Source organism: Paenibacillus sp. CF384, assembly GCF_900106745.1.
In the GTDB taxonomy this organism is placed as follows: Bacteria; Bacillota; Bacilli; order Paenibacillales; family Paenibacillaceae; genus Paenibacillus_Z.
In genome coordinates this window covers 33,149-57,622 of the sequence record NZ_FNNV01000025.1, presented here as the reverse complement: position 1 = coordinate 57,622, position 24,474 = coordinate 33,149, and the positions used below count along the sequence as shown (strand labels likewise).

General features: G+C 54.3%; 19 protein-coding genes and 2 riboswitches. Of the genes, 8 read left to right on the top strand and 11 right to left on the bottom strand.

The features are described 5' to 3' along the window. Position 1 precedes the first annotated feature (1 nt). Positions 2-994: an ABC transporter substrate-binding protein gene (locus BLW29_RS28360; protein ID WP_090986038.1), complete on the bottom strand. Its 993-nt coding sequence runs from the start codon at positions 992-994 to the stop codon at positions 2-4. Positions 995-1,045: 51 nt separating this feature from the next. Beyond that, positions 1,046-1,181: riboswitch (guanidine-I (ykkC/yxkD leader) on the bottom strand. A gap of 377 nt (positions 1,182-1,558) precedes the next feature. Continuing rightward, the gene (locus tag BLW29_RS28355; RefSeq protein ID WP_090986036.1) at positions 1,559-1,882 is read right to left on the bottom strand and encodes a 2Fe-2S iron-sulfur cluster-binding protein; all 324 of its coding nucleotides are present in this window, start codon (positions 1,880-1,882) and stop codon (positions 1,559-1,561) included. A 170-nt stretch (positions 1,883-2,052) separates the two neighbouring features. Between BLW29_RS28355 and BLW29_RS28350 the strand changes: the two genes are divergently transcribed. Then, on the top strand, positions 2,053-2,553 hold the full coding sequence (locus BLW29_RS28350) for a CYTH domain-containing protein (RefSeq protein ID WP_090986034.1): 501 nt from the start codon (positions 2,053-2,055) through the stop codon (positions 2,551-2,553). A gap of 44 nt (positions 2,554-2,597) precedes the next feature. After that, positions 2,598-3,257 carry an HD domain-containing protein gene (locus BLW29_RS28345; RefSeq protein ID WP_090986032.1) on the top strand — a complete coding sequence of 220 codons (660 nt, stop codon included), beginning with the start codon at positions 2,598-2,600 and terminating at the stop codon, positions 3,255-3,257. Positions 3,258-3,321: 64 nt separating this feature from the next. On the opposite strand, the gene BLW29_RS28340 is transcribed toward BLW29_RS28345, so the two are convergent. Next, positions 3,322-4,104 carry an exodeoxyribonuclease III gene (locus tag BLW29_RS28340; RefSeq protein ID WP_090986030.1) on the bottom strand — a complete coding sequence of 261 codons (783 nt, stop codon included), beginning with the start codon at positions 4,102-4,104 and terminating at the stop codon, positions 3,322-3,324. Positions 4,105-4,248: 144 nt separating this feature from the next. Between BLW29_RS28340 and BLW29_RS28335 the strand changes: the two genes are divergently transcribed. The 3 genes from BLW29_RS28335 (at position 4,249) to BLW29_RS28325 (ending at position 7,893) form a co-directional block, all read left to right on the top strand. Continuing rightward, entirely contained in the window at positions 4,249-5,232 is a 984-nt protein-coding gene (locus BLW29_RS28335; RefSeq protein WP_143044474.1) for an MBL fold metallo-hydrolase, read from the top strand. Between the two features lie 27 nt (positions 5,233-5,259). Then, positions 5,260-6,180: a polysaccharide deacetylase family protein gene (locus tag BLW29_RS28330; protein WP_090986028.1), complete on the top strand. Its 921-nt coding sequence runs from the start codon at positions 5,260-5,262 to the stop codon at positions 6,178-6,180. 144 nt (positions 6,181-6,324) lie between these two features. Continuing rightward, a complete protein-coding gene (locus BLW29_RS28325) occupies positions 6,325-7,893 on the top strand; it encodes a methyl-accepting chemotaxis protein (RefSeq protein ID WP_177186850.1) in 1,569 nt (522 codons plus the stop codon). 183 nt (positions 7,894-8,076) lie between these two features. On the opposite strand, the gene BLW29_RS28320 is transcribed toward BLW29_RS28325, so the two are convergent. Together BLW29_RS28320 and BLW29_RS28315 are read right to left on the bottom strand one after the other, a co-directional pair. Further along, a complete protein-coding gene (locus BLW29_RS28320; protein ID WP_090986024.1) occupies positions 8,077-9,651 on the bottom strand; it encodes a methyl-accepting chemotaxis protein in 1,575 nt (524 codons plus the stop codon). A 227-nt stretch (positions 9,652-9,878) separates the two neighbouring features. Then, positions 9,879-10,382: a DUF5946 family protein gene (locus BLW29_RS28315; protein WP_090986022.1), complete on the bottom strand. Its 504-nt coding sequence runs from the start codon at positions 10,380-10,382 to the stop codon at positions 9,879-9,881. A 147-nt stretch (positions 10,383-10,529) separates the two neighbouring features. Between BLW29_RS28315 and BLW29_RS28310 the strand changes: the two genes are divergently transcribed. Then, a complete protein-coding gene (locus tag BLW29_RS28310) occupies positions 10,530-11,456 on the top strand; it encodes an alpha/beta fold hydrolase (RefSeq protein ID WP_177186849.1) in 927 nt (308 codons plus the stop codon). Between the two features lie 214 nt (positions 11,457-11,670). Here BLW29_RS28310 and BLW29_RS28305 read toward each other — a convergent pair whose 3' ends face one another. From BLW29_RS28305 to BLW29_RS28295, 3 genes are all read right to left on the bottom strand, one after another. Continuing rightward, positions 11,671-12,633, bottom strand: coding sequence for an acetylxylan esterase (locus tag BLW29_RS28305; protein ID WP_371264822.1), 963 nt, complete (start codon positions 12,631-12,633; stop codon positions 11,671-11,673). A gap of 33 nt (positions 12,634-12,666) precedes the next feature. Then, entirely contained in the window at positions 12,667-13,866 is a 1,200-nt protein-coding gene (locus BLW29_RS28300; protein ID WP_090986018.1) for an MFS transporter, read from the bottom strand. A gap of 176 nt (positions 13,867-14,042) precedes the next feature. Next, positions 14,043-18,773, bottom strand: coding sequence for a DEAD/DEAH box helicase (locus BLW29_RS28295; protein WP_090986016.1), 4,731 nt, complete (start codon positions 18,771-18,773; stop codon positions 14,043-14,045). 523 nt (positions 18,774-19,296) lie between these two features. On the opposite strand from BLW29_RS28295, the gene BLW29_RS28290 reads away from it, so the two are divergent. Beyond that, positions 19,297-19,716 carry a hypothetical protein gene (locus BLW29_RS28290; RefSeq protein WP_090986014.1) on the top strand — a complete coding sequence of 140 codons (420 nt, stop codon included), beginning with the start codon at positions 19,297-19,299 and terminating at the stop codon, positions 19,714-19,716. 117 nt (positions 19,717-19,833) lie between these two features. Here BLW29_RS28290 and BLW29_RS28285 read toward each other — a convergent pair whose 3' ends face one another. From BLW29_RS28285 to BLW29_RS28275, 3 genes are all read right to left on the bottom strand, one after another. Further along, entirely contained in the window at positions 19,834-20,331 is a 498-nt protein-coding gene (locus BLW29_RS28285; protein WP_371264821.1) for a C40 family peptidase, read from the bottom strand. 4 nt (positions 20,332-20,335) lie between these two features. Continuing rightward, positions 20,336-20,495, bottom strand: a riboswitch (cyclic di-AMP (ydaO/yuaA leader). A 306-nt stretch (positions 20,496-20,801) separates the two neighbouring features. Further along, complete coding sequence (locus BLW29_RS28280; protein WP_090986013.1) at positions 20,802-21,620, bottom strand: hypothetical protein; 819 nt, start codon at positions 21,618-21,620, stop codon at positions 20,802-20,804. A 36-nt stretch (positions 21,621-21,656) separates the two neighbouring features. Continuing rightward, the gene (locus BLW29_RS28275) at positions 21,657-23,657 is read right to left on the bottom strand and encodes a M1 family aminopeptidase (RefSeq protein WP_090986011.1); all 2,001 of its coding nucleotides are present in this window, start codon (positions 23,655-23,657) and stop codon (positions 21,657-21,659) included. 153 nt (positions 23,658-23,810) lie between these two features. On the opposite strand from BLW29_RS28275, the gene BLW29_RS28270 reads away from it, so the two are divergent. Beyond that, complete coding sequence (locus BLW29_RS28270) at positions 23,811-24,335, top strand: YwhD family protein (protein WP_090986009.1); 525 nt, start codon at positions 23,811-23,813, stop codon at positions 24,333-24,335. Positions 24,336-24,474 lie beyond the last annotated feature (139 nt).

Genomic DNA, 24,474 nt, shown 5'->3' with positions numbered 1-24,474 from the left:
ATTATTTGTATAAAAAGGAATCCAGAATGTCGTCCGCTTTGACTTCCTTGTCGATCAGCTTACGTTCAAAGAAGAAGGAGGAATACTCTTCGGCTCGCTGAGCCAGCGTGCTGTCCTTGCCCGTCAACATCGTTTTGACTTCATCTTGATTCAGTAGTTTGACGCCGCCCATCATGGCGATGACTTCGTCCTTGGTCGTTTCCAGCTTCTTGGCCGCAATGTCAGCAGCCTCATCGGTATTGGAATAATAGAATGCAGTGCCTCGATCGATGGCTCCGACTAGCTTGCGGAGCGCTTCTTCATGATCATCAATCATGGCTTGAGGAGTCATGACCCCATCGATAATGAGATCCGGTGCATCTTTGGTGGAGTAGAGCAAGTTGCCGCCTCCTGTTAAAGCCTCCGAGAGATAGGGCTCCCAGGTTACAGCTGCGTCGACTTGGCCGGCAATAAATAAGGGGCCGGTTTGTTCGGGAGAAACATTGGATAACTTCACATCCTTCTCACTCAGCCCGGCAAGCTGCAGCGCATGATTAAGCAGGAAATGATTCACGGAGCCGATCGTTGCTGCCACGGTTTTTCCTTTAAGGTCCGCGATTGTCTTAATATCCTTCGAAGCGACGATTCCGTCTGCTCCCATGGATAAATCGGTAAAGCTGAACACCTTCAAATTCTGATCATTCAGCTCATTGGTTTTTACCATTACGGCCGTATCGAGTGTCGTGAGGGCAACATCCACATTGCCGCTTATTAAGGCTTGAGTGGCTTCGGTAGGGCTTGGAAATTGGATAAGATCAACCTTCACGCCGGCTTCCTCGAAGAAACCTTTGCTTTCGGCGACGAACAGTCCCGCGCTTCCTACCCAGAGGTTGTAAGCGACCCGCAGCGTAATATCATCTTTCTCCGAACCGGATGTGGACTTGCTGCAAGCGGAAAGCGTTAAGGCAGAAGTCAGCATGATCATGAGCAGCAGAAGCGGTAATTTCATTCTCATCTCAAACCCTCCTCTAAAATAAATAAAACCCGGGAGAATAGATGGTATCTACTCTCCCGGGTTTTTATCCCTCCGTGTAGCTGATGCAGCATCAGCCGCTTCCTCTCGGACCTGACCCAATCTATTTGTTAGGTTATATGACATATAACCTAACAAATAGATTGGCGGAACCCTAGAAAGCTGGTTATCATGCAGTTTTTAGTTTGAATTGTAGCTTATGGATGAATATTGTGTCAATAAATATTACATATATTTCTTGTTTAAGGTTGATTTGATGATTAATATAACATTAATCTGACATCGTTGTTGGTCAAAGTGACAACAACCGACAACTCCACTACAATATAGACAAATTAAAGCCTTAAAGGGAGGTTAGACGTTCATGTTTGTTCATATGTCGATCCATCATCCGAAGCCGGGCAAGAGCGAGGACCTGATTGCTTCCATGCACCGTTTCGGGAGGACGCTTCGGAAGGATTTTGGCTGAGTAAGGTGTAACACGGGGGAAATAGCAAATGGCGGCGCCGGAATTGAGGCACCGCCATTGTTAGCTAGCTGATCGGATTAATCTTGCGGACGCGTTCCCGGCTCCAAACCGGTCGATGCGGCGGTCTTGAGCACATTTACTTCAAGATCCCCATGCACCCGGATTTGACAGGAGAGTCGGACATTCGGGTCTGTGATCCCCTTAGCCTGACGAACGGCGGCTTCGGCTTCGCCCATTTCCCCGGCATCCCCGGCAAGTACTTCTACGCTGCAGGTGGTGCACTTGGCATTTCCTCCGCAGCGGTGTAGAATATCAACTCCATTGTCTTCGAGCACGAGCACAAGCTTCTTGCCTTCTTCTGCTTCGAACGTACCTCTTTCTTGAACTTGAACAGTTGGCATCTTAATCCCTCCTCTACCTCATCGTTGCCATAATAGCATCGGTTATACGAAAGTTATCCTATCATAAGTTTGCGCTTGTGGTCACTCAACCGATGATGCATAGATCAACACAGACAGCTATACTAGACCTATTGGGTTCAAGGCAGATTAACAGGTAAGGAGATGTCGTGATGGCTTTAGAAATTGAACGTAAGTTTTTAGTAACGGAATTCCCAGAGGCGCAAATGGGTACCGGTGAGTTACGGAGAGTCTCAGAGCATCGAATCGAGCAGACGTATCTGGCGCTTGATGGCCCGCAGGAGCTGCGAGTCCGCAGAATCGTCGATCTGGCTACAGATGAAGTGAGCTACACGCATACTTTCAAATCAGGCCATGGTTTGGCGCGTGAGGAGATCGAATACAACATCTCGCAAGGGATTTACGAGCAGGTTATCCAAGCATTCGGCGCTGTTCCATTGACGAAGAACCGCATAACCGCACATTGGGGCGATCAAGTCGTGGAGATTGATATCTACGATCAAATTCAGCTCATGGTGCTTGAGGTGGAATTCGATTCCGAAGCAGCAGCTGTGGCGTTCGCGCCCCCGGCATGGTTCGGCAAAGATATCAGCACAGAGAAGCAATACAGCAATAAGAAGGTTTGGCGTGAGCTGCAAGAACGCGGCAACTAATACGAAGCAAGCAAGCAGATACGATGAAAAAGGAGGTTGTAAACATGAAGCGCCAACTTGGCGAGAAGCAGCACGTTATTGAAGAAGCGGAACGATTCGCCCGGGCCGAGCTGGAGCATGATGCCACCGGCCATGATTGGTGGCATGTGCACCGCGTCGTTCAGATGGCGGAGCGCCTCGCACTGCGCGAAGGTGCGGATGCGGAGATCTGCATCATTGCGGCACTGCTGCATGATGTGGCGGACGAGAAGCTGAACGAGTCTAAGGAGAGCGGCCTGCGCAAAGTGAGCGACTGGCTCGCGAGCCAGTCGCTATCGGAGGCGGAACAGGCGCATATTATGGAGATTATCGCCACGATGTCGTTTAATGGCGGCGCCAATCCGCCGATGCGGACGCTGGAAGGCAAAGTGGTGCAGGATGCAGACCGGCTGGATGCGATCGGGGCCATTGCAATTGCACGATGTTTCCTCTACGCAGGATGGAAAGGTGATCCCATCTATGACCCGAAGCTGCTGCCGCGCGATGAGATGAGCGCCGGTGAATACCGCAACGGGAAAAGCACGGCGATTAACCATTTCCACGAGAAGCTGCTTAAGCTGAAGGACCGAATTAACACGGAGTCGGCCAAGGAAATTGCCGAGGAACGGCACCTCTATATGAAGGAATATGTGGAGCGTTTCATGCAGGAGTGGAATGGAAATTAGCGAGCAGCTTGATAACTAAGAAAGCCGGGCAGTCTCCGCGATGGAGAATGCCCGGCTTTTCTAATTACTCTACTGCTGTTGTAACGCTGCTTAAGTCGCCTGTAGTCAACACCACCGGGCAATGGTCGCTGCCCAAGATGTGGCAGTCGATTTGCGCATCGAGCAGTGCCGGCGCAAGTCTGGAGGAAACAAGGAAATAGTCGATCCGCCACCCCACGTTCCGCTCTCTGACCTTCGGCATATACGACCACCACGAATAGACATCGGCAAGGTCCGGATAGAAATAGCGGAAGGAGTCGGTAAAGCCGGATGCGAGCAGATCGGTCATTTTGCCGCGTTCTTCGAGCGTGAAGCCGGAATTGCCCATATTGGGCTTAGGATGCTTCAAGTCAATCTCTTCATGGGCGACATTCAGGTCACCGCAGACGATGACCGGCTTCTTGGCATCGAGCTCCAGCAGGTAGCTGCGGAACCGATCCTCCCATTCCATTCTGTAGTCGAGCCGTGCCAGATCGCGTTTGGCATTCGGCGTGTACACGGTGACGAGGTAGAAGTCATCAAATTCCAGCGTAATAAGGCGGCCTTCAGGCTCATAATCCTCTTCCATGCCATAGCGCACGGATAGCGGTTTGATTTTCGTGAATACAGCCGTACCGGAGTAGCCCTTCTTCTCCGCATAATTCCAGTAGCTCTCGTAGCCTTCACCAAGCTCGAGCTCGATTTGGCCCGCCTGAAGCTTCGTCTCCTGCAAGCAGAAGATATCTGCGTTCATCTCCGTAAAATAATCCATAAACCCTTTGGTCACGCAAGCGCGCAGCCCATTTACATTCCATGAGACCAGTTTCATCGGCTAGTTCTTCTCCTTGCTGCTTATCGTATGAATTACTACCAGTTTAGCACAGAAGACTGCGCTCATGGTGGCTGGGTACCGCTTTGCACTATAATGGGAATAACAAGGAAGATTTGGACAATAGAAGGGGCATGATCGCGAATGGCTTCCACCCGGCAAAATAATAAATTCGTCAACGCCATAGAAACAAAGATGGATATGAGTTTCAAGGCGATCGTCAGCATGCTTCGGGATCAGTTCAAAGGCAGTCCGAACCGTCAGCCGGCTCAGGCGATTCCGTATAAGAAGCTGACACTGCCAGCTCAGCCTCAGGCAGAAGGCATTCAAGTTACCTGGTTCGGGCACTCCGCATTTCTGCTAGAGATTGAGGGGAAAAGGCTGCTGTTTGACCCGATGTTCGCGGATTCGCCGTCACCGGTATCGTTCTTTGGCGGCAAGCGCTACAGCGGGGGGATTCCGCTGCAGGCGGAGGATTTTCCGAAGATTGATGCCATTATTCAGTCGCATGACCATTTCGACCATCTGCACGAAGGCACCATTCGCAAGATGAAGGATAAAGCAGCGCGTTTTATCGTGCCTCTAGGTGTAGCGAAACGGCTGCGTAAGTGGGGCGTAGATCCGGCGAAGATATCCGAGCTTGATTGGGGCGATGAGGTGCGGCTGGCAGGGCTTACGCTTGCCTGTATGCCGGCAAGGCATTTCTCGGGCAGAGGCTTGTTCGACCGAAACTCGACGCTGTGGTGCTCGTGGGTAATCGCCGGTGAGCGCAATCGGGTGTTCTACAGCGGGGACAGCGGCTACGGACCGCATTTCAAAGAGATCGGCACGAAGTACGGGCCGTTTGATCTGACGCTGATGGAATGCGGTCAATATGATGAGCGCTGGTCGTCCATTCATATGATGCCGGAGGAAACGGTGAAGGCGCATGTGGATGTGCGGGGAAGCCTGCTGATGCCGGTTCACTGGGGTGCTTTTACGCTGGCCTACCACGATTGGACGGATCCGGTTGAGCGTGCGGTAGAGGCGGCACATAAACAGGGAGTTGCAATTGCAACACCGCAGATTGGAGAAACCGTTACGGCAGGCAGTGAGGAGTATCCTACTGCAGCTTGGTGGCAGGGGTAGCCCGAGAGAGGGAGGGGAGTGCGCGTAATGAAGGGGAATGGGAAGTATCTCATCATCAATTGTGATGACTTTGGCCAAAGCGCCCCGATGAATGCGGCCATTATGCATTTGCTGGAGGAATCGCGCGTGTCGTCGGCGACGATCATGGCGCCGGCGCCGGGCTTCGAGGAAGCGGCCGCATGGTGCAAGAAACGCGGGCAGTCCAATATTGGGCTGCACCTGACGCTGACTAGTGAATTCGATGCGCTGCGGTGGGAGAGTTTGACCGGTCATCCTTCCCTGCATGATGCAAGCGGGCATATGTATCAGACTGTAGAGGCGTTCGAACGAGGTGCCAATACTGCAGCGGTCGTGCAGGAGCTGGATGCTCAGTATGAGCGGGTGCGCCAAGCGGGCATCGTCATTACGCATGCAGACAACCATATGGGCAGTCTGTATGGAATTGCGACAGGCCGCAGTCACATTCCGCAAGTCTTGATGAAATGCGCCAAGTGGAAGGTGCCGTTTCGACTGTTCCGCCACGTTCATCCGGAGGATATGATGGCCGCGGTTCCCGGCGTGGAACGTGCAGTAGGCAAGGCTTCGGCGCTCGCGGGTACACTCGGCGTAGCGATACCGGACTATCTGTTGTCGCATCCTTTCGAGATCGAAGAGGGGGAGACGTACGAGTCCTTCAAACAATCCATCATCGCCAAAATGTATCGCCTGCCCGAGGGCATCAGCGAGACGTACATTCATCCCGCTGTAGAGGATGCCGCGATGCTGGCGGCGATCCCCCACTGGGAGAAACGGGTATGGGAATACCGGCTCATGCTCGATGATGATTTGCACGCTGCATGCAAGGACGCCGGCGTCACGCTGACGGACTATAATTTCATTCGGCAGCATGGCCGCGCATCGCGCCTTCGCTCCGTTTGGGCGCTGGGTGCGGAGCTGCTGCGCAAGTAGTTTGTTTGACGGATAAACAAATACTCTGCAAATAATTAGCTTCGATTTAGACGGTACTAACATTAATCAAATGACTGGCCCCATAATCCTTTAATGACTATTTGCTATGATTGGGCAAATAAGGTCATTAGGGGTGAAATTAGCGTGCAAATCGCAAAGATGCTCAAATTTATCAGTGTATTGTTCATGGTGCTCTCCGTATTCCTCGTCGCATCCGTCATCCTGCTAAGCAAGAACTACGAGAACGTGAAAGAAGCGACGCATCGCCAAGCAGAATTCAAACAATTAGGTATTGATTTGGCCAATTCCTCGGTGCTGCTGAGTAATGAAGCGCGTCAATATGTTCAATTCGGTGACCGTACGCACTATGACAACTACTGGCGGGAAGTGAAAGAAACCAAGACGGGAGACCACGTCGTCGCCAGGCTCAAGGAAATGGATGCTCCTCAGAGCGAGCTCGATCTCATCCAGCAAGCAAAGGATAACTCCGATGCGCTGATCGCGACAGAAGAGGCAGCGATGAAGGCGGTAGAGGCAGGCGATTTCGAATCGGCCAGACACTTGATGTTCGACGCCAAGTACGAAGCCAATCAGAAAATCATCATGGATCCGATTAAGCAGTTCCAGGACAGGATGAACACGCGGGCTGAGAATGAGAGCGCTGCTGCCGAAAGCAAAATGTACACCTACATTTACCTTGTCACGGCCAGCATCATTATTGTTTCACTGACCATGCTGGGATCGGTGTTCATTCTGATTCGCAAGATCCGCCCGCTTAAGTTAATCGTATCGAAGCTGCATGAACTGGCTGATAATAAAGGGGATTTGACTGCACGATTACCAGAGGGCAGCAAGGATGAAATCGGACAGCTCGCCGCGTCCTTCAACCTCATGCTGGAGAATTACCGCCAATTCGTCAGCGGGCTGCTGATTTCCGCGCGCAATATGGCTGAAGTCGCCAGACATACGACGAAAACATCGGAAGAGATTGCCGCCGGAAGCGACAGCCAAGCCGCAGCTTCGCAGGATATCAGCACGCTTATGCAGGAGCTTACCGCAGCGATGGAGTCGGTGGCCTATAATGCCGAGAGCGCAGCTGATCTAACGGAAGAGGCAACCGGGCTTGCGAATAACGGCAACGTCATTATTGCCAACTCTCTGGATGGCATGAACCGGCTTAACGAACGGGTATCCATCTTGGTTGACGATTCCGTCAAAATCAATCAGATCATTGAAGTGATCGATGATATTGCGGAGCAAACGAATTTGCTGGCGCTGAACGCAGCCATTGAGGCGGCACGTGCAGGCGACCAAGGCAGAGGCTTCGCAGTCGTAGCCGAGGAAGTGCGGAAGCTGGCAGAACGAAGCGGCGCGGCAACCAAGGATATTTCCGTCATCATTAAATCGATGCAGAACAACATGGCCTTAAGTGTGGAAGCAGCGAAGGAAAGTGCGGCTGTGGCAGTCGAGAGCGGTACAACGTTCAAAGCCATCGTGAAGCAAATCGGCAGTGTATCCGCCAAGGTGACTGAGATTGCGGCGGCGACCGAAGAGCAGAGCGCGCAGTCGAGCAATATTTTGGACTCGGTGCAGACCATAGCCGCAGGCAGCCAGCAGTCTGCGGCAGGCAGCCAGGAAGCCGTAGCCTTGATGCGCCGAATGAGTGACATCGCCTCCAAGCTGGAGCAGTCTGTTTCAACCTTTAAGCTGTAGCGATAGTGTAACCTTGCAAGAATCTCAGTCAGGAGCCGTCCCGAGAGTATGACTTTTGGGACGGCTTTTTGTATTGTTATGCATGGAGCCATGCTGCGCAAACGGCAACATTTCCTCTAGGTAGAGGACGAGATGAGAAAAGGCGTCACAGCTAGGAAACCTAGCTGTGACGCCTCATATAACTTAGATGCGGAATCGCTTTACCATCGTATTAAGCTGATAAGCGAGCGAACCGAGCGACTGGGAGGAGCTTGCCGTCTGCTGTGCAGCGGCGGCTGCTTCTTCGCTGATGGAAGCAATGGATTCAATCTGTTTCATGACTTCCTGCGATTGTGAAGCTTGGCTGACGCTCGCAGAGGCGATTTCTTCTGTCTGCTCCGCGACCTCGCCGACCCGGCGCACGATAATGCCAAGCGCATCACCGGCTTGTTGATAGAGTTTTTCGGTGGTCGTCATGGCCTTCACACTCTCTTGCGTACTATGCTGCATGCCTTTAATAATGTTGGCAATCTGCTTCGTGGCTTCGCCGCTTCGTTCCGCCAGTTTGCGTACCTCGTCTGCCACGACCGCGAAGCCTCTCCCTTGGTCGCCGGCCCGCGCCGCTTCGATTGCGGCGTTCAGTGCCAGCAAATTGGTTTGCTCGGCAATGTCGTCGATTACACCGATAATGTTGCCGATCTGATTCGAATCCTTCTCCAATTCATTCATTCGCTGCGAGAGTAGATTCATGCTGCTGAGTGATTCTTGTACGGTATTGCCGCAAGCGATCGCATCTTTGTTGGTGTTGATGGTGAGATGCGTCGCTTCCTTGGCGCGCTGCGATACGGTACGCACGCCTTCTGAAAGCTTCGTAACGACCTCTGAAGCGGTCTGTGCCGACTCCGCTTGATACAAGTTGCCTCTGGCAACTTCATCGGTTGTTGCGGAGATTTCTGCGGCTGCCGTTGTGACGGCTTCTGCAGATACCAATACTTTGCTAATCAGTTCCCGAAGTCCGTTTGCCATGACATCTATGGATTCTGAGATTGTACCGAGCTCGTCCTTATAGTGAGCAGCTTGGCCTTCATTCAGCAGATTACCTTCTGAAACCTGCCTTACTCGATGCAAAATATGATCCACAGACTTCGTGATGCGACGAATGATACCAAAACCGGTGATGCCAATAACCAGCGCGCATAAGGCGATGATGATATAAATGAACCAATGCATGCTTACATTGTTTTTCTGAATCAGTTCTGCTTGTTGAACAGCGGTAGCATCAAGAAACTCGCCCAGCTCATTCAAGCTCTCTCTAGCCGTGTCAAAATCTGCGATATCGCTTGTGCCTGCAGCTGTCTTATCGGACCATGAGGCAAAATGGGTTTGGAATCGATCGAGGTTCTGCTGTACGGTTATTTGGGTCTTCTCGTGCTTCTCAGCAAGAAGCCCGTTCTCAGTCATAATGTCGCGGGCCTTGCCGACACGTTCCATAATTTGCCCGATATTGTCGCTCAAGTCCTGCTTCTGCTGCTGCAGCTCAGCACCGGACAATTGGCTGTTTCCGATCGTTTGGTAAGCAATCTGGGCTTGATACATGTCACGGTCTGCATTAAGAATGAGTGAAGTGGTTTGTGCGCTGACGTCGTACATCATGGTTTTCATGTGACTCAAATCGGCATTGTTTCTCTGAATCAAATATAGACAAACGACAACAAAGAGCAGCAACGGAATGGCGAGCAGGCCACTCAACTTCTTTTTTAACGAAATATTATTAAGCATCCGGACAACCCCTTTAGTCTTGGTGCAAGCCAGCTTTGTCAGCTTTGGAGCCCATTATAAAGGAAAGATGTTTAGGAAGTTTTACAGTAAATGTTTAAATTGTGTTTGATTTTGAGCAGTACGCTAATAAACGGTCGTATATTTGAGCGTGGACACACAGAAAATAGTAGAACAGTGAAAGAAAGGGTCCCTTCTAAGCAGCAGCTGCTTGGAAAGGACCCTTCTGGCTATTCGGCAGGAAGGAGATGCTGAGCGGCTTCCTTCACCCAATGATGGGCATGTGCCCAGCTGCTCCAAACCTCGCGAACCCATTGGCGAATCATCGCATCCCGAGGCTCACCGGCTTCCGCTTGAAGCACTTCTTGAATGGTAATGGCGGAGCTCGTTTGCGGTGGGGTGAGCGCGGGCCAAGTGATCTTAGCACGACCTAACTCCATATGCGCTTGTTGCACTTGTTTGCCTGTAAATCCATGCTCTACGACCAGATAGAGACCGATCAGCGAGAAGGCGGTCGTAATGGAACGCGTGAACCCGCCTGAATGCTGCGCACCGTAGGCGTCTAATGCCAGCTGATGAATAAATTCGGGCTGTCCATGTGATACCGTGTAGTAAGATAACTGATTAAACAGCTCCATGCATTCGCCGGACGCATGAAAACGCGAGGGCTCCGAAAAGTACTGATTGGGCAGCATCAGACCGCACCCGGGACATTTGACGATCGATTGTTTCATGGATCTTCCGCCTCCTCTATTAGATTAACTGCGTCCGCTGCAACTTCAAGCTTCGGCAAAATGAATCTCATTCATCTGAATAATCGGCCATACGACGGACCTCACAACCTACAACACTACAAGATGCGCCGCAGAGGAGGGCACAGGTTGAAGAACAAGAAAAGCTATACCCTTCACAGCATCGTCTCCAAGGATGGAACGGTCATCGGTTACCGACAGTCGGGCCATGGCCCCGGTCTTGTCATCATTCATGGCGCCTTCGTCTCCGGACATGAGTATGAGAAGCTGGCACAGGAGCTCTCTGACACGTTTACCGTGTATGTCGTCGATCGACGCGGGCGTCTTTACAGCGGTCCGCAAGGCATGCAGTACAGCATAGAGAAGGAGTGCGAGGATGCCTTGGCTGTTCTACAGGCAACGGGGGCTCCTTATGTGTTTGGCCACAGCTTTGGCGGGCTGATTGGGCTGGAGCTTGCGCGGACGCCCTGGTCGGCGATGGAGAAGCTAGCCGTGTATGAACCGGCCGTCTCGGTCGACGACGAGTTTCCTTCGGATTGGATGCCTGCCTATAAGCGCCAGATGGAGAAAGGGAAGGACCTGGATGCTTTTGTTACCTTCCTCAAAGGAGTAGGCGTATCAGAGCAGATGGTTAAGCTGCCGCGCTGGCTGATCAAGCTGATGCTGCTTCCTTCCTTGCTGTTCCGGGAAGGGCGTAAGCTGCGTGAGAAGCTGCCGACACTCATTAAAGAGATGGATGAGGTGTTCCGCCTCGACTCCACTGTACACAACTACAGTGCCATTCGAGTAGAAACTCTCATTATGGCCGGAAGCACCAGCCCGGCATTTCTGCTGAAGGGAGCCAGGGCAGCAGCGGCGGTCATTCCGAACGCTTCCTACTCCGTGATAGAAGGACTTGGTCATAATGCGCCGGATTTGTTCAACCAGAAGGAAATTGCGCAGCGGCTGAAGCGGTATTTTGCCGGAGAAGGGGCTGCCTTTGAACAAAAAGAACCTCGGCAGCTCGCTGTGAAAGGCGCAGCGGGTGACAGAGGTTCTTCCGGGCAGCCCGGTTGAACCCGGGCATTATGGCATATTCGAGTATGGCTCTGGCAAAGCCAGACCGCCTGTAAAGAGAGACAGGGACGTATGACGCGCCACGATTGCAGGTGTACAAACGAGAGGCGAGTTGGATCGGATCATTCTGCTCACTCCTTTAGATAACCGCAGTCAGACTTACCTAAATTATAGCGGATTGAGGCCATGCGTCTATCGCTACTTTTGGCGGATTTTAGCGAAACTGCCTCTGCAGAAAAAGAATCCGTTCCCGATTGTGGTATTCCCCGATTTCATGACCGCTGAAAGGGTAATCGAAGATCACTTTCTCCGATGCAATCCGGTTGTAAACCGCATAGATCGTCTCAGGCAGACAGACGCCGTCTTTCCAACCGACCGACATCAAGACAGGAACCTTGATGCGCGAGGCCAGATTCAGCATGTCGTAGTGGGCCAGCGTATGTAGAACAGGCTCCAGCTGCTCGGGATAACGCTTGAGATGCTGCGCAACCTCCGATAAGGAGCTGCTGGAATGGAGCACCCCATGATCCATATTGCACATATTCGGAATGTCGGCGATGACGGCCGTTACTTTGGGGTTCAGCGCTGCCGAGATCAAAGCGAGACCGCCGCCTTGGCTGCCGCCAACTGATGCCAGCCTCGCAGGATCAACCTCCGGCTGCGCTGCAGCGGCATCAATGGCACGAACGACATCGAGCGTAAGCGCATGGTAGTACGAGCCTTCCGGCTGAAGCAGATTGCTGGAGACCCAGCCTTTCACTGAGCCTGTGAGCTCCGGCATGTAATTGCCGGTCTCGCCGCCTTGGCCTCTTACATCAACAGCGAATACGGCGTAGCCGAGAAGCAGCCAGCTTGCGTAACGTTCGGGATAACCGCGGTCATCGGTATAGCCGGGGAAGGTTACGATACATGGAAGCTTCGCATCGGCGCTTGCCGCTGTTTGCGGCACGATAAACCAGCCGTGAATCGGTGTGTCATCGTAGCCTTTATAGGTGATTTTATCGACCGTTATGCCTGGGAAAGGGGAGTCCTCGCGCTCGCGTAGGAGCTCAAGCGGAATATCGTCATAGCTGCGCAGCACCTTATCCCAGAAGTTATGAAGTTGATCAGGATCCATTGTCAGCTCAGCTGTGTAATTCATGAGCTCGCGCTTGCGGCGAGAAATCGCATCGTTCACAGTGGTACGCCTCCTCCAAGTTGGTATTGCGTATTATTTGTGCATCGTCATGAGCACTGAAGCAGATCGACGTGATGAAAGAGATGCCCAGAGAATAACAAGCAGCATCAAGGCCGCCGTACCTGCAAATAGCCAGCGAACTGCTTCCGGGCCATGCTGGTCGAGGAACCAGCCGGTTCCCTTGGGCAGCAGCGCGCCGCCAATACCGCCGCAAGCCATGAGCAGGCTGGTCGTCCGCTCGGTTCTGCCAGGCGTTGCCCGGTTGGCAAATACAAGTGCGATCGCGAACATGCCTGACATCGTCAGTCCAACGGCAAAAGCAAGCACGAATGCCGGTAATGCGCCGGTGAACAAGGTCATGAGAATGAATAGAACGGCCGTGATGATACAAGTCCCGATTAAGTAGACTGAGCCGCCGACTCGATCGGCAATTTGTCCGGCAACCAAGCGGCCGATGACCATCGCGCCCCAGAAGAGACTGAGCGCCAATGTAGCTGACGACTCCACCAGGCCGTTCGTTTGAACAAGCAGCGATGGGAGATAGTGGATATAGCTCATTTCGAGGCCAACATAAACCACGAAGAATACAGCACATGCTATAAGAATAACGAGAGAACGCGATGTGAGCTTTGGCGCAGCTCCCGCATGGGCTTCATGATCGGCGGTTCCCGCCGAAGAAGCGGGTTGATCCAGAACGGATGGCCACCAGATCGACCATAATAAGAAGGTGATAGCGCCGAGCACGCCGACGATTCCGAAGGACAATTTCCAATAACCAGCCTCGATTAAGGCTGCGCCCGCGAACGGAATAAGCAAAGCGCCGACGCCGAAAAAGGTTTCCACGCGGCTCATCGCCGTGTTGGCTTTGGCTCCCGATGCCCCGATAATAAAGGACCCCACAACGGCTTCCGTCATGCCGAGGCCGACCCCTGCAAAAGGCGCAATCGTGAGCATCAACCACCATGGCGGCAGCATGGTGTATAGAAATTCAGCTATGGTCATGAAGCCGATGGCGGACAACAGCACCGCTTTTTTGCCAATCTTCCCAATGAGCCACGGTGCGAACAGAATACCCACCATACCCCCGAGAAATTGATGCATGACGAGCTGGCCGCCATCGCCATATTGTACGCCATAGGCGTGAACCATCGGTTCCATGATAGCGCCGATGACCAATTGACCGAGCCCGACAACCAGATAAGCGAAACAACCCAGATAGACTAACCGAGACATGTATTCCAGTGCTCCTCACGTGATAGATTATGTCCACCATAACATATATGGGAGAGAGGAACGATATGAAAATATGACCGATTTCCATAACAAAATGACCTCTTCTCCTGCAGTAGGTTTGCAGGAAGAGAGGTTGTTTATGTTTAGCCCCACGGGAAAAAGAGAAGCTGCTTGAGTTATCGGAGGTTGCTCGGCCACAGCACAAGGGAGCGGTTGTCGCGCTCGGCGCCCATGGCGCGCAGCATCTCTTGGGCGGCTGCCGATTCGGTTATCGGCTCCCCGTTCCAGCGGTCGATCTTGATCTTGCTGAGTCCGTGCTGGCGGAGCAGCATGCGGAAGATTTCTTTGAGCTCGGCAGCGCCTACGGCGTTGCCAGTTGGCGAGGCCTCGTCAGACGGAGTCGATAAAGCAGACAGGTCGACGATGTGGCGTCCGTTATTTTCGAGCCAGAAGCGCCATTGCCCGTGCTGCAGCACGAGGTAGTTGCCGCTCTTGCGAGCGAATCCGGTGCCGCGGACGCTCGGCCAATCGGCGGCCAGGCCGAACGGGTTGGCCGGGTCCGTCGCGGCGAGTACCGTGACAGCGGCATTGTCCTGTCCGGGCAGCGGCTGGCGGACCGAAGCGATTCCCTCGCGGCGCGCGAACTGCAAGGTTTGCACGCCCTGCACCAGCAGGCCGCGGGTTACGACGCCCCACTGCTCCAACTGCTTGAGCATCGGCAGCAGCTCCTCCCAGCTGAATGGCGAGAGCTGGGCGACGAGGTCCTTGGACACGATGCCGTAGCTGTCCAGCAGATGCTGCGTCCAGTGGAGCGCCGACTCCGACAGCTCGGAGGAAACGGAGCGCAGCTGGGCGGCGTCGATTGGGGCGGCGATGCCGGTTGGCTCGGCGGTCTGGCCGGGCTGGTCGAGCGGAACTGGTGAGACGGACAGTCCGGTCTGGCCGGGTTGAGCAGCTATAGCGGACGGTCGCAGATCGGGTTGCTCGCTGAGCGGTCCAGTCCAGTACCAGCGCCCAAGGCCGGAGCCGGTGCGGGCGAGCTGCTTGCCCTTGGTCTGCAGCTGCAGCCGGAGCGGCGCGAACTGGTCGTTCGAGACCGTGCCCTCCCAGATTAGATCGAGCAAGTCTGTCAGCAGCTCGGACGGCACTTTGCCGTAATCGCGGCTCAGCTTGGTCAGGAAGCTGGCTCCGCCTTCCTGCAGCAGCGACAGCAGGCGGGGATGCTTGGTGCTGCTCGCAGCTTGGACAGCTCGTGCGATTTCCGGCGCATAAAGCGGCTTGGATTCGGAGAGGAAGAAGGCAATTTTGCCTTCCTTCTCATTCTCTTCTTTGCGGCCGATCCAGATGATTTCACCGGAGGCGCAGAGCAAATCCAGGTCATCCTTGCGATAGCCGATCACTCGGGACGGGAACAGGACGGATTCCCAGTGCGAAGCGGGCAAGAAGAAGCCTTGCAGCCGTTCAATAACCATGCGCAGGCCGTCGATTCCGCTTAGCTGCGAACCCGAGAGAGCGTGCTGGAGCATGGACATATGCGTGCACCAACGTATGGGGTCGATTGGCTCGGCTTGTTTTCGCGCTTGCTCCATTGTCAGGCGAATCAGTCGTTTGGCTACGGTGCGGCTCGTCCAAATTCGCTCTTCCTCACCATCGGCGAAAGGAGCGGCCTCGATTCGATCCAGCTGCAGCAGCACCTCAGGGATATGAGCGGCCTGGGCAGGCGAAAGATCGGGATAGTGCTCACGCAGCTCAACCTCGGTGAAAGAAAGCCGGTGGTCTGCGAAGCGACCGGCAATAAAAGCAATGGCGCTGTCGCTCTTGGGGAACGCGTTGTACATGTCCTGCTCCTCCGCACAGATCCATCGGCGCTGTCCGCGGCCGAACGGTTGCTCCGCGATACGACCTGCATCGCGTAGAGTTTGCAGCCAGCCCGGTACGGCTTCACCGGCAATGGCAGTCAGCTCCTCAGTCGACAGATCGCCGCGCTGTTTGAGCAGCATATACAGTTCCACGGCGTTTGCCGGGACTTGTCGGCCGCCGGTTTCCAGTCGCTCCTGCTCCTGCTGTGCAATGCCGGGATCGACCGCCCGTTGAACGGCCTCTTCACCGAAGAGCTGCCCTGCCAGCGACTTGCTCACACTAAGCAGTTGGAGCTGTGTCGCTTCGCTCAGTCCATCGCCTTCATAGAGCATCATATTGGCGTAGTCGGAGAGGAATTGAACGGCAAACGGCGATGGTGCATGCGATTCCTTGACCAACACCTCGATTTGACCTGCGGTGATGGACTCTAGCAGTTGTTTTAAACCATTCGTATCGAGGTAGTCATGCAGACACTCCCGCATAGCCTCCTCAAGGTAAGGGAACTGTTCGGCATAAGGGAGCGATTGCTTCAACAATTCTTCGCAGCGCAGACGTTTCTGCCACATCGGCGTACGCGTGAAGCTGCGGGAGAGGAGAAGCGACGTCTCCGCGATACGACGGAAGGATAAACCGAGAAACGGCGAGCCCGTAATCGCCTCTGTGAGGAGTGACTCTACGCTGTCGGCAGTAATTTGCCATAACGTCTGCAGCCAGGAAGCGTCCCAATCGGGCACGACGAGCTCGATGCCGTTGTCTTTGGCGTTGCCGTACATCGAGTAGGGCAGGAGCCGCTGAAATTGCCGCTCGATGGCGAGCAGCCATGTTCGGTTAATGCGCCTGCCGAACGGATTATGGATAATGATACGGGTCTGGTTCATCAGATCGCGATAATGCTCGATGATGATCCGCCGCTCGGTCGGCAGCCCAAGCGTATGATGCTGGGATTGGACGAGCCCGATCAGCTCGGAAGCTGCATAATGATCGAGTCCATATTCCGCATCGAGCCAGGCAATGGTGATGTCTTCCCGTTTCTTTGACAGCTCGGAATCGCTTTTGTTCGTTGGGTCATCCAGAGCCAGCTTTGCGGATAGCTGCTCCAGAAAATGACCAAGCTGAATGCCGACCTCCACGCTTCGGCTGGCGTTCTCCGCCTGCCAGAACGGGATCTCGCTGAAGCGATTCGGCGCTTCTTGAACATATACGCGGTCGTTCTCGATGCTGCTGATCATCCAAGAGCTGGTTCCAAGCTGAAAGACGTCTCCGACACGGCTTTCTGCTATATAAGTTTCATCAAGCTCGCCTAAGTGAGTACGGCTGTCTGCGTGATGAACGGGATAGGCGGAGCTTTGCGGAATCGTACCGGCGCCGGTAATAGCGGCCATGGATGTATTGGCCCTTTTGCGGAGCGTGTCAGTAGCTCGATCCCATTCCATAAGAGGTCGCGCGAACGGATAAAATCCCGACAGCACCTTGAGCGCAGCCTCCAATCGCGTTCGTGGGAAGCCTCGGAAACATTCGCTTTGTATGATCAGCCTGTACAATGCATCGATCGTGATATCTTCCGCCGCAACGATGGAAGTCATATGCTGCGACAAGACGTCGAGCGGCTCTCGCGGCAGAGTGATCGCTTCGATGTCGCGCCGCCCGATGTTGCGGCAGAGCACCGCCGCTTCAGGCAGCTCGCTGCGCGATCGCGCGATGATAAAGCCGCGGCTCACATCGCCGACGGCGTGGCCGGCGCGGCCGATCCGCTGAATGCCGGCGGCTGCCGCCTTGGGCGAGTCGACCTGGATCACGAGGTCGACATGGCCTACGTCAATGCCGAGCTCTAGCGAAGAGGTGGCGACGAGGCAGCGCAGCTCGCCGGCCTTGAGCATGCGCTCGACCTCAAGCCGCCGCTCGCGCGAGAGGCTGCCGTGATGCGCGCGCGCCAGCTCGTAGCCCGCGTGCTCGTTGAGCCGCAGCACGAGACGCTCGCACATGCGGCGGCTGTTCACGAACAGCAGCACGGAGCGTGCGCCTTCCATCAGCGCCATCATCCGCTCGATGATGGGCTGCCAAACGCCATAGCGCGTGCGAGCAGGGCGGCTGAGGTCCGGCATCGTGACCCGGACCTCGATGGACTTGGTCATCGTACTTTCGACGATGACCACCCGGCGCTGCGCGTAGCCGAGCGGATGCACCGGCTCCGCCTCCGGCGCGGCAAGCTGCCCCGGGCCGCCGTCCGCGCCCGCGCGAAGCCCACCCTGCAGAGCCGCTGCGCTTTCGCTTGCATCCGCGCGAAGCTGGCCCTGCCTATCCGCCGCGCCGTCGCCCGCATCCGCGCTAAACCCCGCGCCTGCCTGCGGCTCCCAGCCGCCAAGAAACCGCGCGACCCGCGACAGCGGCTTCTGCGTCGCAGACACGCCGATCCGCTGCACCGGCTGCGCCGCGAGCGCGGATAGCCGCTCCAGCGAGAGCGACAAATGCGCGCCGCGCTTGTCGCCGGCAAGGCTGTGGATCTCGTCGACGATGACGGTCTCGACGGTTCCGAGCATTGTGCGACCTTTGTCCGAGGTGAGCAGCAGGTAGAGGGATTCCGGCGTCGTCACCAGCACATCGGGAGGGCGCCGGGCCATGCGCGCCCGTTCGCTGGAAGGCGTATCGCCGGTCCGCACCGCCGAGCGGATGCCCGGCCATGCCTCAGTGGCATCGCCGTCGTCGCCGCTCTCAAATCGTTCAATATCCTCCATGAACCCGACCAAATGATGCTGGATATCATTATTGAGCGCCTTAAGCGGCGTAATATATAGCACACGCACACCGGGTGGCAGTGCTTTCCCCCGTGCAGCAGCAACCAGCTTGCGCTGAGCAAGGCGATTCAAACATGGCAGCAGCGCAGCCAATGTTTTGCCCGAACCGGTTGGCGCGGCAATCAGCGTATGACGGCCTTCCACTATGGCGGCCCATGCTTCGAGCTGGACAGGGGTAGGATCGCCGAATGTTTGATCGAACCAACCGGCCAGTGTTTTATGAAATCCCGCAAGCGCGGGGGATGAAAGTGACATAGCGGAAGCTCCTTTTCTATGAAAAACTCGAAATGTATAGATTCCGTCTCCAGAGGACGGCGATGACAAATTCTAACGAACCACACAGGTCTTATTTCGACCGAATAACTCGGTTTGAAATTCTAACGAACCCTACAGGTCTTATTTAGCTCGAACATGCCCATTCTCGACCCATTTTCTCAAAATAACCCCCCACGGTTCTTTAGAATTACGAGCTAGCTATTTTACCCCAAATAAGGCCTCTACGGTTCGTTAGCGCGCCACGCATCCCGGCCCCGCCACTCGTGCATCTCACGCCTCACTCCTCGGTCGCGCCCGGGGCTTTCCGCGCCTAGTGCGACTCGCGCCTTTCGCGCCTAGCGTCACGGCATCGTCGCATCCCGGCCCCAACAACCCTATCATCCTACTATTCATCATGAGTCAATCGATTCCTCTTTAGACAGTCCACGTCGCCCTAACCTGCTAAAAATCGGTCATTTGTTAAGCTTCGTCACATAAGCTTAGAAAAAAGGAGGAATCCGGGATGGCAGGATGGCGGGACAGCATAGAGAGTCGGCGAGCAGAGTGGAAGAAGCTTGAGGTTGGTTTAACGGATACGCTCGCGGGACGGCGCGTACTGCGGGTGAGTGGACCGAGAACGCCGCGCCTGACGACGCCGGTGACGAAGGCGGTCCTTCAAGAGGAACTCAAGGCGGTGGCCGATACGTTCGATGCGGGGTTGGCTTGTTTCTGCCTCGGCGAGCTGCCGGCAGGGGAGCGTCAGCGCTTCCTCGAGGCCTGGCATGAGCGGCTTGCCTCTGGTGCGATCGTCGTCATGGCCGACCGCCGAAGCGAGGGCTGTGCGACCCCAATCGAGCTGCATGATCTGTTTGCGCCGCTCGGGAGCAAGCTCGATGTCCAGGTTGGCCGAACGTTCTGGTGGGTGCGCTACTTAAGGCGGTAATGGCGCCTGTTCCTTCGAAAAGAACAAAAGAAGCCGCAGGTGCTTGTCCCGAAGGACGAACAGCTGCGGCTTCTTTTGTGCTCACACAGGCACCTGAGGCAGGTGCAATAATTAATCTTACTCGTCGTCGCCACCGTCGGCTACGTCAGAAGGCTCGTCCGCATATTTCTCATACGTTTCCGGGCTCATCACGCGGCGCGATGTAACATAACGTTTGGAATAGTAGGAATCGCTCAGTGCGCTGATGGTTACACCTTTGCTGGTGGAGGAGTGTGCAAACTTGCCTTCGCCAACATAGACGCCAACATGCGAGATTCCTTTTCCTGTCGTATTAAAGAATACGAGGTCGCCGGGAATCAAATCCGCTTTCGCGATTTTCTTGCCCAGCTGTGCTTGCGAACGGGATGCATGCGGGATATCCACGCCGAGTTTATTAAACACGTACATGGTGAATCCGGAGCAGTCAAACCCTTTCGTTGTGGTGCCGGTGTACACGTAAGGTGTACCGATCAGATCTGAGATGACCCCATCCATTTTGGATTGCGCGAAAACGCTTCCTGTTTGAAAAAGTAGAAGCATCGCCAGTCCGATCAAAAGTGCAGAAAGCTTTTTCAAAACGGGAAACTCCTTCCAGTGCCTACGAGGTTAGCTGTGGGGTTCGGTTGAAGGCTCCCTATGATCACCTCTGGCATGCCGCGCCTTGCTTTGCGGATGTCGGGATCAATTCACCCAAGATGGTTCCCCCGTTTCCCGTGATGGGAATTCGGCAAAATTTTCATTTCTAGGCATAATTATTCGATCATTTTCTTCCTTCTCCTTCCTAGTTCACAACTTGTTCACAAATTAAAATTATTAGAATGCAACCTTTTATCTCTCATATTCGTATAACAGCGGCTGGTTTCGGCGATTTTAGGAGCCCGCCCGCAATCATTCCACTGTGCAAAGCATGTCTCTTCTTGAATTAAAGCGCATGTCAAAAAAACCCGCTCTACCGAGGGGTTTGTCTTTAATATGCCAGTTATTAGTTAAAAAGGAGGCCGTCCCAATGTCTCAACATGACATGATGGGCGGCCTCCCCGCATGGATTAGACCTGTTTCGACTGCCAAGCATCGTACTGGGCGGCTACCGTCCACACCTTCATGATGGTTCGGATCAACTGGTAGCCTTGATGCAGGATGAGCGCCAGCAGACCTGCCCATATCAGCGAAACGGAGGCAATAGTCATACTGAGCGCGGCTCCGATCGCCCACATGAGAAGCGAAATACCGGCGAAAGGCAGGAAGTTCGCAATGCATGTCCATAAGGAGCGGAGTGCGCCGGTTCCGGCGACGGCTCCGAACTGCATGGAGAGGAAGAGCAGGTGGATCAGAACCGCCCAAGCGAGCCAAGCGCCCGCCCATGGACCGGCTTGCTGCGCAAATTCCAGCAGCGAGTTGCTTCCTAATAGTTTCGTTAATGCCCGCGGCAGCAGCCAAATGGCCGGCAGGAGCGTGAGTGTTGTTTCCACCAAGTAGAGCAGGGCTACCGGCTTCCAAGCAGCGCGAATGCCTTTGAGAAATTTCGTGCCGTTCTCGTCCGTTACATGATGGAGGGAGTGGAACAGTCCTGCATTCAGGAAAGGGGTGATCACGATGCGCCCGGCCAGCAGCCCGCAGAAGAGCCAGACATAGGGGCGGATCAGATCGGTCTTGATGAGCTGGAACTGTGCCTCCGTCATGAAGAGCTGAACGGCTGTACCGCTGCTGCCGATGCTGTCCGGGAATCTTTTTAGAAGCGGCACGGTTATCCCTTCAATGGTTCGATAGAGGAAGAAGCCCCATATCAGCTCATATAGAAACAGCATAATGATAATGTAGAAGTGCTTAACGGTCAGTCGCCAGCCTTGCTTCAGATGCGTTCTCATGTATCATCACCTCCCAGAAAGTGTTTGCTAAGCTCGTCACCATGCGATGGAAGCAAAAATGCTCTCAATCAGCTTGGAAACACCGACGCTCCAGCGCGTGCGCGATTTCTCTGCGAGCTCGGCTTTCATAAAGTTGTTGATGTGTTTGTTGTCGAGCACGTTGTCGTTATGCGGATCGACGGCGGCCCACAGCAGCTTGGAGGGGTGGACGATTTTATATTGAATGTGGGTTTCTTGGCCGTCCCACACTTTAGGCATCAGCGTACCGTCGGCAAAATGGAACACGACCGACACCGGCCCGGAGCTGCCGCCTGTCTTCTTGATGAGTACGACCGATTCGTACTGCGTCTCGTTGCCTTGCTTCACGGGGCGTACATGAATGGAAGCGACCGAGTAATCGGACATGGCATCCCCGTACACGAAATGGCTGAAGTAGTCGTTCCACTTGGTTTTCGTAACGGATTCCACGACACGCTGGAAGTCGGCGGTGGAAGGATGCTTGAATTTATACTTTTGAAAATAAGTCCGCATAATCTTACGCATCGTCTGGGCGCCGACCTGTTTCTCGATGCCGAATAGCACAAGCTTCGCGCGCATGTACACATTTTCCGCATAGTGATTGTTGCTGTGGTAGGACCAGGAAAGCTGCTTCAGCGGTGCGGGGTTCGTCATGTAGCTTGCTTCCACCGGCAAATTCGGCTCCACGCCGTATTCGCTCTCCATCACTTTGTCCTCGGCATAGGAGGTGAAACCTTCGTCGAGCCAAGCCTCTTCGAATTCATTGGAGGCGACCATGCCGTACCAATATTGATGGCCGATCTCGTGGACGACCGTTCGCTCAAGATCGTAGCCGGGATTCTCGTTCTCTGCGGCGAATGCGGTAATGAGTGTCGGATATTCCATCCCGCCTGCGCCGTTGCCACCTTTAGGCGGAACTACGACAGAGAGGGTGGTATAGGGGTATGCGCCGTACCATTGTGCATATTTGGCGAGTGCGGATTTGGCTGCGTGCATGTAGCGATCCTTGAACTTGGCGTGCAGCGGATCCAAATACAGCTTGATACGAACACCCGGTACGCCGTCTGTGGAGAAAGGCTCCTCTGTATATACGAAATCCGGTGACGCCGACCAGCCAAAATCATGCACGTCATCGGCGTAGTATTGGTAGGTTTTGCGTCCGGCTGCTACGACGGAAGGTTTGGTTTGGAAGCCGGTTGCCGCTACTTTATAGCTGTCCGGGACGTTGATTTTCACACTGTAGATGCCGAAGTCGCTGTAGAATTCCGAGTTGCCGTGATACTGGTGAATGTTCCAGCCCTCGGCGGCTCGGCCGCGTGTGCCTGCTGTTTCGTACACGGCAAGCTTCGGAAACCACTGGCCTGCCATAATGAAGTTGCCGGAGTAGCCCATCCGGGCGAACACTTCCGGGAGCTTGACCTCAAATTTAATACGAAGCGTGACGCTTTTGCCCGGTGCGACAGCTTGCGGCAGTCGCAGCTTGGCCAGCGTTAAATCATGCGGATTGCTGTCATCGGGCTGCACGTAATGCAGGCGCGGAAGAAGGCTGTAGCCTTCGGTCGTCTCTAGCGAGAGCAGGTTCATATAGCCGATGCTGTCCGAAGTCGCTTTGTCATTGCGGAGCTGACCGCCGGATTCTTTCATGAAGGTCGTGTCTTTGGAGCGGAAGGCGTTCGGGTACAGATGAAAATACATCTCGGACACCTGCTGCCTGCCGGGGTTTGTCCAAGTGACAGACTGCTCCCCGACCAACATATGCGTATCCTCCTGAAGTTTCACATCGATGTGGTACTCCGTAACCCTTTTGCTGAGCGCTACCGGCTTTGGCTGCATCACAATATCGGGCTCCGGCGCGGAGGACGGAGCAGTTGGTTTCGGCGCCGTGTCTTTCTTGGCAGGAGCGGAGGCGTATGTATATTGCGAAACCCAGGCATCTCCGAACCCTTGCCTTGCCGTTAAGCCCAGAATCACGGCGACGAGGGCAAAGAGTAGAAAACGTTTGGCGTGACGTGGATTCATTGAAAGATTCCCTCCCGTTGACAAGCATCTAAAGCATGTATATGTTTGCTTTTCCGAGATTATTAGCTAAAATGGAATTAATGTGCGGACAGGCGCTAAAACCGCGCCGGACGTGGAATCGAAGGGTTTTTGAGATGGGAGTTGAAGCGTAAGATGAGTGATCAGGAGAAAGATCAACAGCCGGTTGAGAAGAAAGAGAAGAAGTCTCTCTCTTTGAACGTGGTGAGCAATAAGGAACATAAAGGCTTTGGTGCGGGGACGATTGACCTCAGCAGCGTATCCTGCGTCATGATCGATAACGGCGAGGCTTACATTGATGTAGGCGCGATGCATGCGAAGAGCAAGATCGAGAAGGGGATTAAATTCAGCACGAACAAGGAAGATGTGCCTAACGGCCGTCTTTGCTGGATCGTCTGGGTTGCCGTTGACCGCAATGAAGAAGGGTCGTTCTATGCAGGGGCAACCGCTTGCCCGATGCTGGTGGACACGGAAGCACGCAGAGGCTGGAAGATCCTTGCGCAGCACGTGAATAACCTGGATTATGCGATCAAACGCCGGTTCGTGCTCGACGAGCTTGGAACGGAAGAGAGAGCGGCGCTCAAGAAGCTGCTCGTCACCAACAACCAGGAGTGGTGGGACCGCTCGCCGGATAAGTTGAAGGAAGCGCTGAACGTATAATGGATGACGTGTAACGCATAACGTATAATAAAGCACTTTTGCTATGGATTAAGCCGTTTTGCCTTCTCTAATGTGGAGAAGGGTGAAGCGGCTTTTTATTATTTTATTCGGTTTCGAAGTGCATCCTAATTATGGTATA